The sequence below is a fragment of the Streptomyces sp. NPDC031554 genome (assembly GCF_055580685.1).
Genome location: NZ_JBVIKX010000001.1, coordinates 974340 through 990685 on the forward strand (window position 1 = coordinate 974340; position 16346 = coordinate 990685).

Below are 16346 nucleotides of genomic sequence, written 5' to 3' on the forward strand. Positions count from 1 at the left end.
GGGGCCGGCCCCTGCCGGACCGCGGCCTCACACAGGACCGGCCTCACGCAGGGGTCGACGGAGCATCACGAGCAGACGGAGCATCACGGGGCCCTGCACCCGGGCACCGCATGGCAGGCCCCGTGCGCGTGGGCCCCACTCCCGAGCACCGCACGAGAAGGGACCCCGAGCGCGGGACCCCGAAGTGTCACAGCGGCACGATGTCCGGCGCCCCCAGCCGCGCCGCGTCCGCCGTCAGGTCGTCGGGCTGCCGTTGCGACTCCCGCTCGGCCTCCACCCGCTTCTCGTAGTGCTCGACCTCGCGCTCGATCTGGCCCTTGTCCCAGCCGAGGACCGGCGCCATCAGTTCCGCCGCCTCCCGGGCGCTGCGGGTGCCCCGGTCGAAGGTCTCGATGGAGATGCGGGTGCGCCGGGTCAGCACGTCGTCCAGGTGCCGCGCTCCCTCGTGCGAGGCGGCGTAGACGATCTCGGCGCGCAGGTAGTCGTCGGCCGCCCGGAGCGGCTCACCGAGTGTCGGGTCCTCGGCGACGAGGTCGAGGAGTTCCTCGGTCATCGAGCCGTACCGGTTCAGCAGGTGCTCGACGCGCACCACGTGCAGCCCGGTCCGGGCGGCGATGCGCGCCCGCGCGTTCCACAGCGCCCGGTACCCGTCCGCGCCCAGCAGCGGCACGTCCTCCGTGACGCACTCGGCGACCCGCAGGTCGAGGCCGTGCACCGCCGCGTCGACGGCGTCCTTGGCCATCACCCGGTACGTCGTGTACTTGCCGCCCGCCACCACGACGAGCCCGGGCACGGGGTGGGCGACGGTGTGCTCGCGGGAGAGCTTGCTGGTGGCGTCCGACTCGCCGGCGAGCAGCGGGCGCAGTCCGGCGTAGACGCCCTCGACGTCGTCCCGGGTGAGCGGCACCGCCAGGACGGAGTTCACGTGCTCCAGCACGTAGTCGATGTCGGCGCTGGAGGCGGCCGGGTGGGCCTTGTCGAGGTCCCAGTCGGTGTCGGTGGTGCCGACGATCCAGTGCCGGCCCCAGGGGATGACGAACAGCACGGACTTCTCGGTGCGGAGGATGAGGCCCGTGGAGGAGTGGATGCGGTCCTTGGGCACGACGAGGTGGACGCCCTTGGAGGCGCGGACGTGGAACTGCCCCCGCTCCCCCACCATCCCCTGCGTGTCGTCGGTCCACACGCCCGTGGCGTTGACGACCTGACGGGCGCGGATCTCGTACTCCCCGCCGCCCTCGGCGTCCTGGACGTGCGCGCCCACGACCCGCTCGCCCTCGCGCAGGAAGGCCTTCACCCGCGCGCGGTTCGCGGTCCTCGCGCCGTACGCCGCCGCCGTGCGCACCAGGGTGGCGACGTGGCGGGCGTCGTCCACCTGGGCGTCGTAGTACTGAAGGGCCCCGACGAGCGCGTCCTTCTTCAGCGCGGGTGCGACGCGCAGGGCGTGACGGCGGCTCAGGTGGCGGTGGGCCGGCAGTCCCCGGCCGTGACCGCGGGCCATCGACATCGCGTCGTAGAGCGCGACGCCCGAACCGGCGTACAGCCGCTCCCAGCCCTTGTGCTGGAGCGGGTAGAGGAACGGCACGGGTTTGACCAGGTGCGGCGCCAGCCGCTCCAGCAGCAGTCCGCGCTCCTTCAGCGCCTCGCGGACGAGGGCGAAGTCGAGCATCTCCAGATAGCGCAGCCCGCCGTGGATCAGTTTGCTGGACCTGCTCGACGTGCCCGACGCCCAGTCCCGCGCCTCGACCAGTCCCGTGGACAGACCGCGGGTGACGGCGTCGAGGGCGGTGCCCGCGCCGACCACCCCGCCTCCCACGACCAGCACGTCCAGCTCGCGCTCGGCCATGGCCGCGAGTGACTCGGCTCGCTGCGCCGGCCCCAGTGTCGCTGTCCTCACCGCTGCCTCCCGCTGTCGGTCGCGCCGGCCGCGCCACCTTCAGGACGAGGCACGGCCCGTGTCCCCCTGCCCCCATGGTGACCGTGTTGCCCGACTTCAGCCACCACTCACCCCCTGTCTGTGGACAACTCTCACGGATCTCACGGAAGCCCACCCGCCCACGGCCGTCCCGTCGGAAAACACAGCCGATCAATCCCACAAATCGGTCATATTTACTCCTAGTCTGACATTGCGCTGGCCCGTCCTGTCCACAGGGCTTGCGCACCTGTCCCGCTTCGGTTACTGGGAAGGACGGCCCACGCCATGCCCGCAGATCTCGCCGTCATCGGACTCGGCCCGCTGGGCCTGCCCCTGGCGCAGGCCGCCGTGGCCGCCGGCATCCCCACGCTCGGCTACCGCACCGGACCCGAGCCCGGCTCCCTGAGCCCCGCAGAACTGCGCCGGATGCTCTCGGGGGGTTTCCGGCCCGCCACCGACCCGGCGGAACTGGGCCGGGTGCGCACCGCCGTCATCTGCGCCCCCGCGCCGCTCGACGCCGACGGCGGGCCCGACCTGAGCCAGGTGGAGGCGGCCGCCCGCACCCTCGCCGGACACCTGCGCCCGCACACCACCGTGATCCTGGAGTCGCCCGTGCCGCCGGGGACGACCGAGGAGTTCCTGCGGCCGCTCCTGGAGGAGATGTCCGGCCTGCGCGCGGGCCGCGACTTCCACCTCGCCTACTCCCCCAGCCGGGTCGACCCCGGCCGCCGCGACTTCACGCCCGCCAACACGCCGAAGGTCATCGGCGGTCTCACCCCCGCCTGCACCGAGTCCGCCGCCGCCTTCTACGGCCGTCTCACCGACAAGGTGGTACGCGCGCGTGGCCTCAGGGAGGCCGAGACCGTGACCCTCCTGGAGACCAATTTCCGGCACGTCAACATGGCCCTCGTCAACGAGATGGCCGTCCTCTGCAACGACCTGGGCGTGGACCTCTGGGACGTCATCCGGTGCGCCGAGACCAAGCCGTTCGGCTTCCAGGCCTTCCGCCCCGGCCCCGGTGTCGGCGGCCACTCCGTGCCCCTGGACCGCACCGGCCACCACGGCAGCCCCCTGCGCATGGTGGAACTCGCCCAGCAGGTCAACAGCCGCATGCCCCGCTACGTCGTCCAGCGCGCCGCCACCCTCCTCAACGAGTACGGCAAGTCGGCGCGGGCCGCGCGCGTGCTGCTGCTCGGCGTCACCTACAAGGCCGATCTCGCCGACCAGCAGGGCACCCCCGCCCAGGAGATCGCGATCCGCCTGATGGAGCTCGGCGCGGCCGTCAGCTACCACGACCCGCACGTCCCGTCCTGGAGCGTCCTGGGCCGCCCGGTCCCCCGCGCCGACTCGCTGTACGAGGCCGCCGCCGACGCCGACCTGACGATCCTCCTCCAGCAGCACCGGACGTACGACCTCCAGGGCCTCTCCGTGAAGGCACAGCTGCTGCTCGACACCCGGGGCGCCACGCCGACGGGGGCGGCGCACCGGTTGTGAGACGGGGCGCACAGGGCGGAGCCGGCCCCGGCAGGCGGGCTTGCGGGGGGGGCCTCCGACGGATGTGCCCCACCCCGCACGCCCCCACGTGCCCGCCCGAGCACGCGAACAGGGGCCGGTCCGCTCACCTGGGTGAGCGGACCGGCCCCTGTTCGCGTGCCGGGATCGCGCGCTCTACCGCCGGTGCACCGAGTCCGCCACCGTCACCTCGACGCGCTGGAACTCCTTCAGCTCGCTGTAACCGGTGGTGGACATGGCGCGGCGCAGGGCGCCGAAGAAGTTCATCGAGCCGTCCGGCGTGTGGGACGGGCCGGTGAGGACCTCCTCGATGGTGCCGACCGTGCCGAGGTCGACCTTCTGGCCGCGCGGCAGCTCCTCGTTGACGGCCTCCATGCCCCAGTGGTGGCCGCGGCCGGGCGCGTCGGTCGCGCGCGCGAGCGGGGAGCCCATCATCACCGCGTCGGCGCCGCAGGCGACGGCCTTGGGCAGGTCGCCGGACCAGCCGACGCCGCCGTCCGCGATCACGTGCACGTACCGGCCGCCGGACTCGTCCATGTAGTCGCGGCGGGCGGCGGCGACGTCGGCCACCGCCGTCGCCATCGGGACCTGGATGCCGAGCACGTTGCGGGTGGTGTGCGCCGCGCCGCCGCCGAAGCCGACGAGGACGCCCGCCGCGCCCGTGCGCATCAGGTGCAGGGCCGCCGTGTAGGTGGCGCAGCCGCCGACGATCACCGGGACGTCGAGTTCGTAGATGAACTGCTTCAGGTTCAGCGGCTCGTGCGAACCGGAGACGTGCTCGGCGGAGACCGTGGTGCCGCGGATGACGAAGATGTCCACGCCGGCGTCGACGACGGCCTTGGAGAACTGGGCCGTGCGCTGCGGGGAGAGCGCGGCGGCGGTGACCACGCCCGAGTCGCGCACCTCCTTGATGCGCTGCCCGATCAGCTCCTCCTTGATCGGCGCGGAGTAGATCTCCTGGAGCCGGCGGGTCGCCTTGTCGGCGGGCAGCCTGGCGATCTCGTCCAGCAGCGGCTGCGGGTCCTCGTACCGCGTCCACAGGCCTTCGAGGTTGAGCACGCCCAGGCCGCCCAGCTGGCCGATGCGGATCGCGGTGGCCGGGGAGACGACGGAGTCCATGGGGGCGGCCAGGAACGGCAGCTCGAAACGGTAGGCGTCGATCTGCCAGGCGATCGAGACCTCCTTCGGGTCCCGCGTACGGCGGCTGGGGACGACGGCGATGTCGTCGAATGCGTACGCCCGGCGGCCGCGCTTGCCGCGCCCGATCTCGATCTCAGTCACGTGTGTGGCCTTTCCCTGATGCGTTGCAGCGTCTTCCAGTATCGCCGACGGGCACGACGAGGGCGGCCCCGGAGGTTCCGGGGCCGCCCTGGGGAAGCCCGTGCGACTACTTGCTGCTGTAGTTGGGTGCCTCGACCGTCATCTGGATGTCGTGCGGGTGGCTCTCCTTGAGGCCCGCGGAGGTGATCCGGACGAAGCGGCCCTTGGTCTCCATCTCCTCGATGGTGGCGGCGCCCACGTAGCCCATGGTCTGGCGCAGGCCGCCGACGAGCTGGTGCAGCACGGTGCCGAGCGGGCCGCGGTAGGGCACCTGGCCCTCGATGCCCTCGGGCACGAGCTTGTCGTCGGCCGCGACCTCCGCCTGGAAGTAGCGGTCCTTGGAGTACGACCTGCCCTGACCGCGGGACTGCATGGCGCCCAGCGAGCCCATGCCGCGGTACGACTTGAACTGCTTGCCGTTGATGAACTGCAGCTCGCCCGGGGACTCCTCGCAGCCCGCGAGGAGGCTGCCCAGCATCACCGTGTCGGCGCCGGCGGCCAGCGCCTTGCCGATGTCGCCGGAGTACTGCAGGCCGCCGTCGCCGATCAGCGGGATGCCCGCCGGGCGTGCGGCGAGGGAGGCCTCGTAGATGGCGGTGACCTGCGGGACGCCGATGCCGGCGACCACGCGGGTGGTGCAGATCGAGCCGGGCCCGACACCGACCTTGATGCCGTCGACGCCGGCGTCGATCAGGGCCTGGGCGCCGTCGCGCGTGGCGACGTTGCCGCCGATCACGTCGACGCGCACGCCCGACTTGATCTTCGACATCCAGGTGAGGGCGTTGCTGTTGTGTCCGTGCGAGGTGTCGACGACCAGGAAGTCCACGCCGGCCTCGGCGAGGGCCTGGGCGCGCTCCAGCGCCTCGGGGCTGGCGCCGACGGCGGCGCCGACGAGCAGCCGGCCCTCGGCGTCCTTGGCGGCCCGGGGGTACTGCTCGGCTTTGACGAAGTCCTTGACCGTGATGAGGCCCTTGAGGACGCCCGTCCCGTCGACCAGCGGAAGCTTCTCGATCTTGTGGCGGCGCAGCAGCTCCATGGCGTCCGTGCCGGAGATGCCGACGTGGCCGGTGACGAGCGGCATCGGGGTCATGACCTCGCGCACCTGACGGGTGCGGTCCGACTCGAAGGCCATGTCGCGGTTGGTGACGATGCCGAGGAGCTTGCCGCCGCCGTCGGTCACCGGGACGCCGCTGATGCGGAACTTGGCGCACAGCGCGTCGGCCTCGGCCAGCGTGGCGTCCGGGTGGACCGTGATGGGGTCGGTGACCATGCCCGACTCCGAGCGCTTCACCAGGTCGACCTGGTTGACCTGGTCCTCGATGGAGAGGTTGCGGTGCAGCACGCCGACGCCGCCCTGGCGGGCCATCGCGATGGCCATGCGGGACTCGGTCACCTTGTCCATCGCCGCCGAGAGCAGCGGGATGTTGACACGGACGTTGCGGGAGATGCGGGACGAGGTGTCGACCGCGTTGGGGAGCACCTCGGATGCGCCCGGCAGCAGCAGCACGTCGTCGTAGGTGAGCCCGAGGGTCGCGAATTTGGCGGGCACTCCGTCGACGTTGGCAGTCATGACACCTTCCCCAAATGGCCTTGATCGGTGCGGATGTCCATGCTAACGGGAAGCGCACCCCCGGAATTCCACGCTCCGGCGTGACTCCGGGCTTCGTATGTTCGTACGGCGGCGGCGTCCGGCCCGTTCGGCGGGCGGGCCGCCGGCCGTGGCCGGCGAACGGTCCGCCGACCCTGTCCAGCCTAGGACGTGTTGCGAGAGTCCCGTCGGGTCTGCCGTCCGCTCCGCCCGGGGAAGTGCGGCGGGGGCACGGCGTGACCGTGGCCCGCTACTGCTCGGCGAGGGCCCGCAGCCTGCTCAGTGCGCGGTGCTGGGCCACGCGCACAGCTCCGGGTGACATTCCCAACATCTGGCCGGTCTCCTCCGCGGTGAGGCCCACCGCGATGCGCAGCAGGAGCAGCTCCCGCTGGTTCTCGGGCAGGTTGGCCAGCAGTTTCTTCGCCCATTCGGCATCGCTGCTCAGCAGGGCCCGCTCCTCCGGGCCGAGGGAGTCGTCGGGGCGTTCCGGCATCTCGTCGGAGGGGACCGCCGTGGAGCCGGGGTGGCGCATCGCCGCGCGCTGGAGGTCGGCGACCTTGTGGGCGGCGATGGCGAAGACGAAGGCCTCGAAGGGACGACCCGTGTCCTTGTAGCGCGGAAGGGCGAGGAGGACGGCCACGCAGACCTCCTGTGCGAGGTCCTCCACGAAGTGGCGCGCGTCGCCGGGGAGCCGGGACAGCCGGGTGCGGCAGTAGCGCAGGGCGAGGGGGTGGACATGGGCCAGCAGGTCGTGCGTGGCCTGCTCGTCGCCGTCCACCGCGCGATGCACCAGTCCGCCGATCACCCCGGGGGCACGGACCGCCTCGTCTTCGCGCATCGGTCCATGGTGCCCTGCGGCCGGACCGGCCGCGGCACCGTGCCCTTCGTTGTGCACCGAAGCGTTATGAGCAGGTGCGCCGGAACTCATCCCCTGCGCCCTCCCGTCCCGCTCGACCGACTCGTCCCCGAGGAACTCCACACCTCAAGGATGCGGCATCCGCGGCGAAACGAGCAGCGGGCGTCCGGCGAGGTCCTGCGCCACCGCCGCACACCGGCCGGCCGGCGGAGGGGTCCCGCATCTCCCGCACCCCGCGTGAGCAGGGAGGTTCATCCATTCCCCCGCTCCTGTCCCTGGGATCGGTCTGCTCGAAAAGTCCGCCGTACGGTCCGGCGGGGGCGGGGCCGCCGCAGAGCCGGCCCCGGCACGCGGGCGCTCCCTCGCCGACGCCGCCCGCGAGTGCCCGGACCGCGACGGCCGCCTCGGCGGCCTCACGTACCGGACCCCGCTCACCGGCGGCCCGGCCCGCACCGGCCGCCCGACGGGAGGGGTCCCGTCGGGCGGCCGGTGCGGGCCGGGCAGGTCCTGGGGCGTGTCCGACCCTTCGCGTCGGGTCGGCGCGCGGCGTCCGGTGCCGGGGACACCTCCCACGCCGTTCGGGCAGCGGGGGAGCGTCGCACGGCGGAGGACCGCCCGTGCACCGGATGCACCGGATGCACCGGGGCGATCCGACGACGCGGCGGTGGGGGTCCCTCCCGCGCGAGCGGAGCCGAGCGTGGGGGAGCCGTGCCAGGCGACGCGCGCCCGGCGGGAACGGTCGGACACGCCCTAGCGGACCAGGCCCCACCGGAAGCCGAGCGCCACGGCGTGGGCACGGTCGGAGGCGCCGAGTTTCTTGAACAGGCGGCGGGCGTGGGTCTTGACGGTGTCCTCGGAGAGGAACAGCTCGCGGCCGATCTCGGCGTTGGAGCGGCCGTGGCTCATGCCTTCCAGGACCTGGATCTCACGCGCGGTGAGGGTGGGCGCGGCGCCCATCTCGGCCGAGCGCAGCCGCCGCGGGGCGAGCCGCCACGTGGGGTCGGCGAGGGCCTGGGTGACCGTCGCCCGCAGTTCGGCGCGCGAGGCGTCCTTGTGCAGGTAGCCGCGGGCGCCGGCGGCGACCGCGAGCGCGACGCCGTCGAGGTCCTCCGCGACGGTCAGCATGATGATGCGTGCGCCGGGGTCGGCGGACAGCAGCCGCCGGACGGTTTCCACACCGCCCAGCCCCGGCATGCGCACGTCCATCAGAATGAGGTCCGAGCGGTCGGCGCCCCAGCGGCGGAGGACTTCCTCGCCGTTGGCCGCCGTCGTCACGCGCTCGACGCCGGGCACGGTCGCAACCGCGCGGCGGAGCGCCTCTCGGGCAAGCGGGGAGTCGTCGCAGACGAGGACGGAAGTCATGGCCGTCCTCCGCAGCTGATGCGCGTCACCTTGTGCCTCCAGGCTGGTACGTATCGTCACCTGTGCGGTCGACCGTCTCGGACGCCTGCCCGAGCGTTTGTGTTTTCAACCGCCACCGCACTCTCAACGATGGTCACTCGAAAGAGTTACGGGGCCGCATGCATTCTTCGGCACTCTACGTGAGGAGACGAACACGGCCGAGAGAGCCGCGCGGACCCATGAGCTTTCCTCACAACCTGTGCCCCGTTCAGCCCTATTTCTTCCCATTTGCTGGTGTCTGAGGCTAGATTCGCAATGGGTCATATTTTCATCTCCTTAGATCGTAGTTGTACGGTCGTGGGCACCGTATCCGCTCAGCACGGCTACAAGGGGTCACGCAATGGCAGATTTCTCCCGCCTTCCCGGACCGAACGCGGACCTGTGGGACTGGCAGCTCCTGGCCGCCTGCCGCGGGGTGGACAGCTCGCTCTTCTTCCATCCGGAGGGCGAGCGCGGGGCGGCGCGGAGCGCTCGCGAGAACTCGGCCAAGGAGGTCTGCATGAGGTGCCCCGTGCGCGCGCAGTGCGCGGCGCACGCGCTGGCGGTGAGGGAGCCGTACGGCGTGTGGGGCGGCCTGACCGAGGACGAGCGCGAGGAGCTCATGGGGCGGGCGCGCAACCGCCTGGTGCCGGCGTCGGCCGGCGCGGGCAGCGTCTCCGACAATTGAAGGAACGTTTCTCCAGACAGTCGAGGGCATGCACACACGCGTGCCCTCACCCCTTGATATGGCCCCTCACCCCTTGGCCGCGCCCCCTCACCCCTTGGCCGCGCCCCCTCACCCCTTGATACGGCCCCGCCGCAAGACAGTCGTACGGCCGCGAGACCCCCGCGGCCGTACGGCTACCGTACGGCCGCCCGCGCGAGCTGCTCCAGCGTCGCCGCCACCGCCGGTACCTGGGCCAGGTCGGGCAGGGTGAGCGCGACGACCTCGCGCCGTACCGCCGGCTCCAGGGTCACCGCACGCGCGCCCCGCGGCCGTACGGACTCGATCGCGAGCTCGGGGAGGACGGCGACGCCGAGGCCCGCGCCCACCAGGCCGGCCACCGCCGGGTAGTCGTCGGTGGCGAAGTCGATGCGGGGGGTGAAGCCCGCGGCCTCGCACACCTGCACCAGCCGGCCCCGGCAGCGCGGGCAGCCGGCGATCCACGGCTCGCGGGCGAGTTCGCCGATGGCCAGGGAGTCCGCGCGCGCGAGCCGGTGGCGTTCGGGCAGGAGGGCGACGAGCCGGTCCGTCAGCAGGGGGCGGACGACCAGGTCGGACCACTCCTCGGCGCCCGGTGCCTCCCGATAGCGGAAGGCGAGGGCGACGTCGCAGTCGCCGGCGCGCAGCTTCTCGACCGACTCGGGCGGCTCGGCCTCCTCCAGCGAGACGCGGGTGCCGGGGTGCGCGGCGCGCAGGGCGGCCAGCGCGGTCGGGACGAGCGCGGAGCTGCCGCTGGGGAAGGAGACGAGGCGGACCCGGCCGGCGCGCAGACCGGCGATCGCGGCGACCTCCTCCTCGGCGGCGGTGAGTCCGGCGAGGATCCCGGCGGCGTGCCGTACGAGGGCTTCTCCCGCCTGGGTCAGCCGCATCTCGCGGCCGCTGCGCACCAGCAGCGGGGTGCCGACGGACGTCTCCAGGGCCTTCATCTGCTGGCTGACCGCGGGCTGGGTGCAGCCCAGCTCACGGCCCGCCGCCGAGAAGGACCCGGTGGTGGCGACGGCGCGCAGCACGCGGAGATGACGGGCCTCGATCATCCTCCGAGCATAGGCGAATCGCATAAGGGAGCCTTGGGAGAGGGGGCGAATAATGCGTCGACACTTTGACCGCCGGTCGCTTAGCGTGCCGCCATGAGGCTTCTGTCCGTCAACGTGGGCCGTCCGAAGGCCGTGCCGTACACCGACCAGCCCGACGGGCTGACGGGTATCGACAAGCGGCCCGTCGAGGGGCCGGTGCGGGTGGCCGCGCCCGGCCCGAAGGGGGTCGGCGGCAGCGGGCTCGCCGGGGACGCGGTGTGCCACCTGCGCCACCACGGCGGCGACGACCAGGCGGTGTACGCGGTCGCGCGCGAGGACCTGGACGACTGGGAGCGCGAGCTGGGTCGCCCGTTCTCCAACGGCGCGTTCGGCGAGAACCTCACCACCACCGGTCTGGACGTCTCCGGGGCGCGGATCGGCGAGCGCTGGCGGATCGGCCCCGAGGTGGTGCTGGAGGTGTCGGCGGGCCGGATCCCCTGTCGCACCTTCCAGGGCCACGTGGGCGAGAAGGGCTGGGTCAGGCGTTTCACGCGCAAGGCCGCGACGGGCGCCTACCTGCGGGTGATCACGCCGGGCGAGATACGCGCGGGGGACGCCGTGGAGATCGTCCACCTGCCGGAGCACGAGGTGACGGCCCGGATGGAGTTCCAGGCCACCACCACCCACCGGGAACTGCTGCCGCGGCTGCTGGCGGCCGGCGAGGCGCTGCACCCGGAGGCGCTGGCGGCGGCCCGCACGTACGTCGAGAAGTACGGCGGCTGAGCCGCCCTCTTCGGTGACGGCGCGCACGGTTCCGTCACTTTCCGCAGGCCTCGTGCACGGAGCGGACGCGCGGACTCCGGGTCACTAACCTTCTGCCATGACAACGGCTCTGATCACAGGTTCGACCGCGGGCATCGGTGCCGCGTTCGCGCGGCGGCTCGCGGCGGACGGGCACGACCTCGTCCTCGTCGCGCGGGACACCCAGCGGCTGCGCGAGCAGGCGACCGAGTTGCACGACCGGCACGGCGTCGAGGTGGAGGTGCTGACCGCCGACCTGGCCGCGGACCGGGGCATCGAGGCGGTGGCCGCCCGGCTCGACGACCGCCGCAACCCCGTCGACCTGCTGGTCAACAACGCCGGGTTCGGCAACAAGGGCCGCTACCTCGACGTGTCGATGGCGGACGAGCTGAGGATGCTCAAGGTGCACTGCGAGGCGGTGCTGCGGCTGACGTCGGCGGCGACCGGGGCGATGCGGGAGCGGGGGCGCGGGGGCGTCGTCAACGTGGCCTCGGTGGCGGCCTTCGTCCCGCGCGGGACGTACGGCGCCTCCAAGGCGTGGGTCGTGCAGTTCACGCAGGGGGCGGCGAAGGACCTGGCGGGCAGCGGGGTGCGGCTGATGGCGCTCTGCCCGGGGTTCGTGCGCACCGAGTTCCACGAGCGGGCCGGGATGGGCACGGACAACATCCCCGGCTGGATGTGGCTCGACGCGGACAAGCTGGTCGCGGCGGCGCTGGCGGACCTGACGCGCGGGAAGTCGGTGTCGATTCCCGACGCGCGCTACAAGGCGCTGATGGGCCTGGTGAAGGTGACGCCCCGGTCGCTGCTGGGCGGCATCAGCTCGCGGACGGGGCGGAAGTACGGGCCGCAGTAGCGGGCGGTGACGCCCGGGCCCGACGGACGTACGGGCGGTGGCGGCAGGCGGCGGCCTCGGGGCCCCGGTGGGAAAATGGCCCTGGCAGGGCCGGACCCAGGGGGGCCGGAGGCGGCGCGATGACCTTCGTACAGCTCATCGATTGCAGGACGAGCCGGTTCGACGAGATGAACCGGCTGATGGACACCTGGGTCGAGAAGACCAGGGGAAAGCGGACGGCGACGCACGCGCTGGTCGGGAAGGACCGGTCGGACGCGTCGCACGTCGTCGAGATCGTGGAGTTCCCCTCGTACGAGGAGGCGATGCGGAACTCGAACCTGCCGGAGACGGAGAAGATCTTCGACGACATGGTCGCGCTCTGTGACGAGATGCCGACCTTCACCGACCTGGAAGTGGTGCGCGACGAGCAGTTGAACCGCGCGACGGCACGGGAGTGGTTCGAGCAGGCCGGAACGATCGATATCGACCGTATGTTCGACCAGGTGGCCGACGACTACGTGGACCACGATCCCGCCAGTCCGCGGGACAGCGACCTGGCGGCGGCGCGCGAGCAGTTCGCGGGCCGGCGGCGGGCCTTCGACTTCTCCTTCCGGGTCGACGACCAGATCGCCCAGGGCGACCGGGTGTGCACCCGCTGGACCTGGACCGCCCGGCACGAGGGCGCCTTCCTCGGCATCCCCGCCACCGGCCAGACCGTCGCCATGACCGGCATGACCTGGCAGCGGTTCCGGGACGGCAAGGTCTGCGAGAGCTGGTGGGAGTACGACCGCGCGGGTCTGATGCGGCAGCTGGGGGTACTCGGGAAGTAGCCCGCGAGGAGCCGTCGGGGGTTCCGCGCCCCGCCCGGCGGGGGCGGAACCCCCGTCGTTGCCTCGTCGAGGAGGGCGCGGGCGGCTGTCGTGGGGGGCGACGCAGGCGCCCGCGAGTGCGCGGGCGACCACGTGCAGCCGATGCTGTTCCGGCCGGTCGGGGACGAGACGCACTGCCCGCGGTGCACCCGGCCGCGGTGACCGCACGGTCACGCCGACCGCAGGGTCACGGGCGTGTGCTCAGCTCGCCACCCTCGGCACGCCGCCCTTGCGGCCCACCCCGAAGGCGATGCGGTAGACGTCCGGCAGGTCGATGCGACCGTCGCGGCGGCGGCGCATCACGCCGAGCGCGATCAGTTCCCCGATCAGCAGGGCCGGGTTCTCGGGATGGCGGGGGCCGGTGCGCACGCGGGTCTCGTCCTGGAGTTCGTCGGGCACGTACCGCTCGGCGTCCTCGCGCAGGGCGTCCACGAGGCGGGACTCCTCCCACAGGGCATCGACTTTCTCCTGCTCGATGGGGACTTGATGCCCGGCCAGCGGTTTGATGGCCTGCTCCACCCACGGCATGTCCTCCCCGACCTCGGTGACCCGCGTCTCGGAGGCCTTCTGCACCCCGCGCCGGATGCCCTCGTGGTGCAGCGCGAACTCATGACCGGCGTACTGGCCGCGGGTCTCCGACAGCGCCTTCTGCAACGCGCTGAGGAAACTGCGCGGGCTGACCTGCTCGACGCCGTCCATCAGGTGGTTGGGCAGCCAGGTGAAGGTGTGGCCCTTGCGGAAGTTGGACCCCATGTAGGGACCGGCGATCAGGGTGAACTGCTCCGACTGGAACTGCTCGTCACCGCTGAGCAGCGCGGGCGGGACGTGGCGCCGGCCGTCCGCCTCGCCCTGCCAGCCGCCCGTGAGCTGCCGGAAGCGGGCCGCGAGGTCGCTGTCGTGGTTGCCCATGGTGTGGAAGAGCAGACCGTAGAGGTTGGCCCGGGACCAGGTCAGCGCCGCCGCGTTGGAGGCCAGCTTGGAGGCGTCCGGGAAGTGCAGCAGCGCGCCGTCGTACATGTCCGGACGGATGAACACCTTGAAGCGGATGCCGCGCGTCCCCAGACGCATGGCGAGCGCCAGCTCCAGGATGCCGCCCACCAGCCGGTCGGCCTGGGCCCGGACCCGGTGCAGGTGCTCCAGGGCGTCGAAGAGGATCAGGTGCGTGATGCCCTGGCGTTGGGCCTCCTGGTCGACGTTCTGCACGGTGCGCTCCGCCGCGCCGGGGTTGTTGCGCACCCACAGGGCCCTGTCCCGCCATTCGGGCAGCTCGCGCAGCTCGGGCTGGCCGAACGCGGTCAGCAGGACGGCGTACCAGAGGTCGTAGGGGCGGACACCCTCCTCCACCAGCTGCCGCAGGGTGCCCGGACCCGGGTAGAGGTCGTGCTTCAGCGCGGCCCCGAACCCCTGGGACACCGTCACCCGGCGCAGCCGCTCGATGCCGTACTCCTGGGCGGCGATCTCGCGCAGCGTCCCGTCGAGCAGCGAGCGGTACCAGAACGTCTTGCCGACGCCCCGTCCGCCGCGGACCACCGTACTGTCGACGTACAGGGCCGCGCGGTGGGTGTCCGGGGTGAACAGGCTCTCGACCTTCGGCTCGGCGGTGTCGGCGTCCGTGGCCTCCGGGAGAGCGCCGGCCAGCAGTGCGCGGTACTCCTCGACGCTCAGGGGCATGCTCATCGCGGTCCTTCGCTGTTCTGCGGATCGGCGGTGATCAGGAGCGTAGCCGTGGGCAGGAAGTCCCGGTACGCCGCCTGCACGAAGGCACGGTCCTGCCAGCCCGGGGCGGAGACCAGGTCCAGACCGACCAGCCCCGGCTCGAAGAGGATCGGGATGGGGTGGTGCGGCGCCGCGTCGTCCTCCAGGGACGGGGAGAAGGCGTCCGTGCCGAGTTCGTCGGCCCCGGCGGGGACGTCGTCGTAGAGCTGCGCGAAGCACTCCCAGGCGTGCTCGCGGAACGACTGCAGGTACGCGCCCTGGGGCGAGTCGGGGACCATCGAGGCCACCATGCGCAGCTTCTCCCTGATCGCGGGTGCCTGCCCGGAGGAGAGCCAGGCCGCGAAGAGGTCGCCGTAGCCCTCCCAGGTCTGCGCGTTGTCCGTGCCGAACAGCAGGGCCAGATCGCACAGCCGGGAGATGGCGACCGCGGCGATGTCGTGGATGCCGGCCCGGCTGTCGAGCAGGACGACGTCGGGACGCCGTCCGCTGTCCCCGTCCCGGGCCACCGCGTCCTCGCAGGCGCGGACGGCCTGCTCCAGCCGGTCGGCGAAGTCCGCGTCCGGGACGTCCGCGTACGCGCGGTTGAGCTTGTCGACGTAGGCGTAGGGGACGCCGGGCGTCCCGCGTCCACGGGCGGGCGCCACCCACAGCTCGCCGCGGCCGCCCCGCGGCTCGTAGCCGGAGCGGATCACGTGCTCCAGACCCTCGGCGTTGCCGACGGCCGACTCGACGAGCTGGTCGATGACACCGTGCGGGGGCAGTTCCGCCCCGGCGGCGGCCAGCGGTCCGACGCCCGGTGACTCCAGGTCCAGGTCGACGACGAGCACGACGTGCCCCTGGTCGGCCAGGTGGCGTGCCAGGACGGCGGTCGCCGTGCTGCGGCCCACACCGCCCTTGAAACCGTAGAGCGCGGTGCGGTGGGTGCGGGTGCCGTCCGGTTCGGGTGCGGGGGTGGACACCTGCGCCCAGTCCTCGCCCACCACGGTGTTGTCGAGGATCCGGACCCGGCCGTCGGGGCACTGCGGGTCCCTCACGGCCCGCTCCGAGCCCAGCAGGCCGTCGGCCGAGAAGAGACCGGACGCGCGCATCAGCGGACGGTCCGCGGCGTAGGGGCCGAGTTCCCGCGCGAGTCGGGGGCCGTAGTCGGCCTCCAGGTTCTCCAGCGGCGGCGGGACCGGCTGCGTGCGGTCGTCGACGAGGAGGGTGAAACGGCCGAGCACGTCCCGTACGGCCAGGACGTCCGTCCCGGCGGCCGCCATCTCGTGGGCGAGGGCCAGGGCACGCGGGCGCGCCTCGGCGAAACGGACGGGTTCGCCGGCCGGTCCGGGGGCGAGGGTCACGGCAGCCTTCCGGTGATCAGTGCCTGTTCGTGCAGGGCGAGGATGTTCGCGGCCACGGTACGCCGTCGCCGCACGTCGGCCTCGACGACGTCGCTGCCGTCGAGGTAGCGGTCGTCGACCGTCCAGGTGTCGAAGGCCGTGAGGCCCGTGAGCGCGGCGGCCAGACGCGTCGCCGACCTGCCGTGCGTCAGCAGCGCCACGTCGGTGGCCACCCAGGGCAAGTGACTGTAGGAGTGGGCGACCTTGCCGGTCGTCGGGTCCTTGACCCAGGGCGCCTTGGCGGGCGGACCGCCCGGCTTCTTCGGGTCCACGGTGGCGGAGGTGAAGCGGAGCAGCAGGCTCTTGAGGGCGCACTCGACCGCGAAGCCGAAGTGATGGTCCGCGTTGGGCAGCCGTGCCGCGTCGTGCAGGAAGACGGCGTCCTTGTAGTGACGCAGGGCCGCGTGGGCGTAGTGGTGCTCTGTCGAATTCACGGGCACAGCA

At 72.6% G+C, this 16346-nt stretch carries 14 protein-coding genes; 5 read left to right on the top strand and 9 right to left on the bottom strand.

Annotated elements, in window-relative coordinates:
• Positions 1-187: 187 nt before the first annotated feature.
• Positions 188-1894 (bottom strand): glycerol-3-phosphate dehydrogenase/oxidase, encoded by a 1707-nt coding sequence (locus ACZ5FU_RS04220; RefSeq protein ID WP_468833651.1) that lies wholly within the window; start codon positions 1892-1894, stop codon positions 188-190.
• A 303-nt stretch (positions 1895-2197) separates the two neighbouring features.
• Between ACZ5FU_RS04220 and ACZ5FU_RS04225 the strand changes: the two genes are divergently transcribed.
• Entirely contained in the window at positions 2198-3406 is a 1209-nt protein-coding gene (locus ACZ5FU_RS04225; protein WP_451525156.1) for a nucleotide sugar dehydrogenase, read from the top strand.
• Between the two features lie 174 nt (positions 3407-3580).
• On the opposite strand, the gene ACZ5FU_RS04230 is transcribed toward ACZ5FU_RS04225, so the two are convergent.
• From ACZ5FU_RS04230 to ACZ5FU_RS04245, 4 genes are all read right to left on the bottom strand, one after another.
• A complete protein-coding gene (locus tag ACZ5FU_RS04230) occupies positions 3581-4705 on the bottom strand; it encodes a GuaB3 family IMP dehydrogenase-related protein (protein WP_451531396.1) in 1125 nt (374 codons plus the stop codon).
• A gap of 106 nt (positions 4706-4811) precedes the next feature.
• A complete protein-coding gene (guaB, locus tag ACZ5FU_RS04235) occupies positions 4812-6314 on the bottom strand; it encodes an IMP dehydrogenase (RefSeq protein ID WP_451531395.1) in 1503 nt (500 codons plus the stop codon).
• A 268-nt stretch (positions 6315-6582) separates the two neighbouring features.
• Positions 6583-7170, bottom strand: coding sequence for a sigma-70 family RNA polymerase sigma factor (locus ACZ5FU_RS04240; protein ID WP_086770883.1), 588 nt, complete (start codon positions 7168-7170; stop codon positions 6583-6585).
• A gap of 768 nt (positions 7171-7938) precedes the next feature.
• The gene (locus ACZ5FU_RS04245; protein ID WP_003948568.1) at positions 7939-8550 is read right to left on the bottom strand and encodes a response regulator transcription factor; all 612 of its coding nucleotides are present in this window, start codon (positions 8548-8550) and stop codon (positions 7939-7941) included.
• A gap of 379 nt (positions 8551-8929) precedes the next feature.
• On the opposite strand from ACZ5FU_RS04245, the gene ACZ5FU_RS04250 reads away from it, so the two are divergent.
• Entirely contained in the window at positions 8930-9256 is a 327-nt protein-coding gene (locus tag ACZ5FU_RS04250; protein ID WP_451526944.1) for a WhiB family transcriptional regulator, read from the top strand.
• Between the two features lie 173 nt (positions 9257-9429).
• Here ACZ5FU_RS04250 and ACZ5FU_RS04255 read toward each other — a convergent pair whose 3' ends face one another.
• The gene (locus tag ACZ5FU_RS04255; RefSeq protein WP_451526945.1) at positions 9430-10326 is read right to left on the bottom strand and encodes a LysR family transcriptional regulator; all 897 of its coding nucleotides are present in this window, start codon (positions 10324-10326) and stop codon (positions 9430-9432) included.
• A gap of 93 nt (positions 10327-10419) precedes the next feature.
• Here ACZ5FU_RS04255 and ACZ5FU_RS04260 point away from each other — a divergent pair, with 93 nt between their 5' ends.
• The 3 genes from ACZ5FU_RS04260 (at position 10420) to ACZ5FU_RS04270 (ending at position 12768) form a co-directional block, all read left to right on the top strand.
• On the top strand, positions 10420-11088 hold the full coding sequence (locus ACZ5FU_RS04260) for an MOSC domain-containing protein (protein WP_451526946.1): 669 nt from the start codon (positions 10420-10422) through the stop codon (positions 11086-11088).
• A gap of 97 nt (positions 11089-11185) precedes the next feature.
• On the top strand, positions 11186-11959 hold the full coding sequence (locus tag ACZ5FU_RS04265; protein ID WP_451526947.1) for an SDR family NAD(P)-dependent oxidoreductase: 774 nt from the start codon (positions 11186-11188) through the stop codon (positions 11957-11959).
• 119 nt (positions 11960-12078) lie between these two features.
• Complete coding sequence (locus ACZ5FU_RS04270; protein WP_469044394.1) at positions 12079-12768, top strand: ester cyclase; 690 nt, start codon at positions 12079-12081, stop codon at positions 12766-12768.
• Positions 12769-13008: 240 nt separating this feature from the next.
• Here the strand turns inward: ACZ5FU_RS04270 and ACZ5FU_RS04275 are convergent, their stop codons facing one another.
• Genes ACZ5FU_RS04275 through ACZ5FU_RS04285 form a run of 3 tightly spaced genes read right to left on the bottom strand, consistent with a single transcriptional unit; the run spans position 13009 to position 16336 of the window.
• Complete coding sequence (locus ACZ5FU_RS04275) at positions 13009-14484, bottom strand: hypothetical protein (protein ID WP_469044396.1); 1476 nt, start codon at positions 14482-14484, stop codon at positions 13009-13011.
• Complete coding sequence (locus ACZ5FU_RS04280; RefSeq protein ID WP_451526950.1) at positions 14481-15863, bottom strand: KGGVGR-motif variant AAA ATPase; 1383 nt, start codon at positions 15861-15863, stop codon at positions 14481-14483. The genes ACZ5FU_RS04275 and ACZ5FU_RS04280 overlap by 4 nt, the downstream gene beginning before the upstream one ends.
• Positions 15860-16336 carry a hypothetical protein gene (locus tag ACZ5FU_RS04285; RefSeq protein WP_451526951.1) on the bottom strand — a complete coding sequence of 159 codons (477 nt, stop codon included), beginning with the start codon at positions 16334-16336 and terminating at the stop codon, positions 15860-15862. Before ACZ5FU_RS04285 ends, ACZ5FU_RS04280 begins: the two co-directional genes overlap by 4 nt.
• Positions 16337-16346 lie beyond the last annotated feature (10 nt).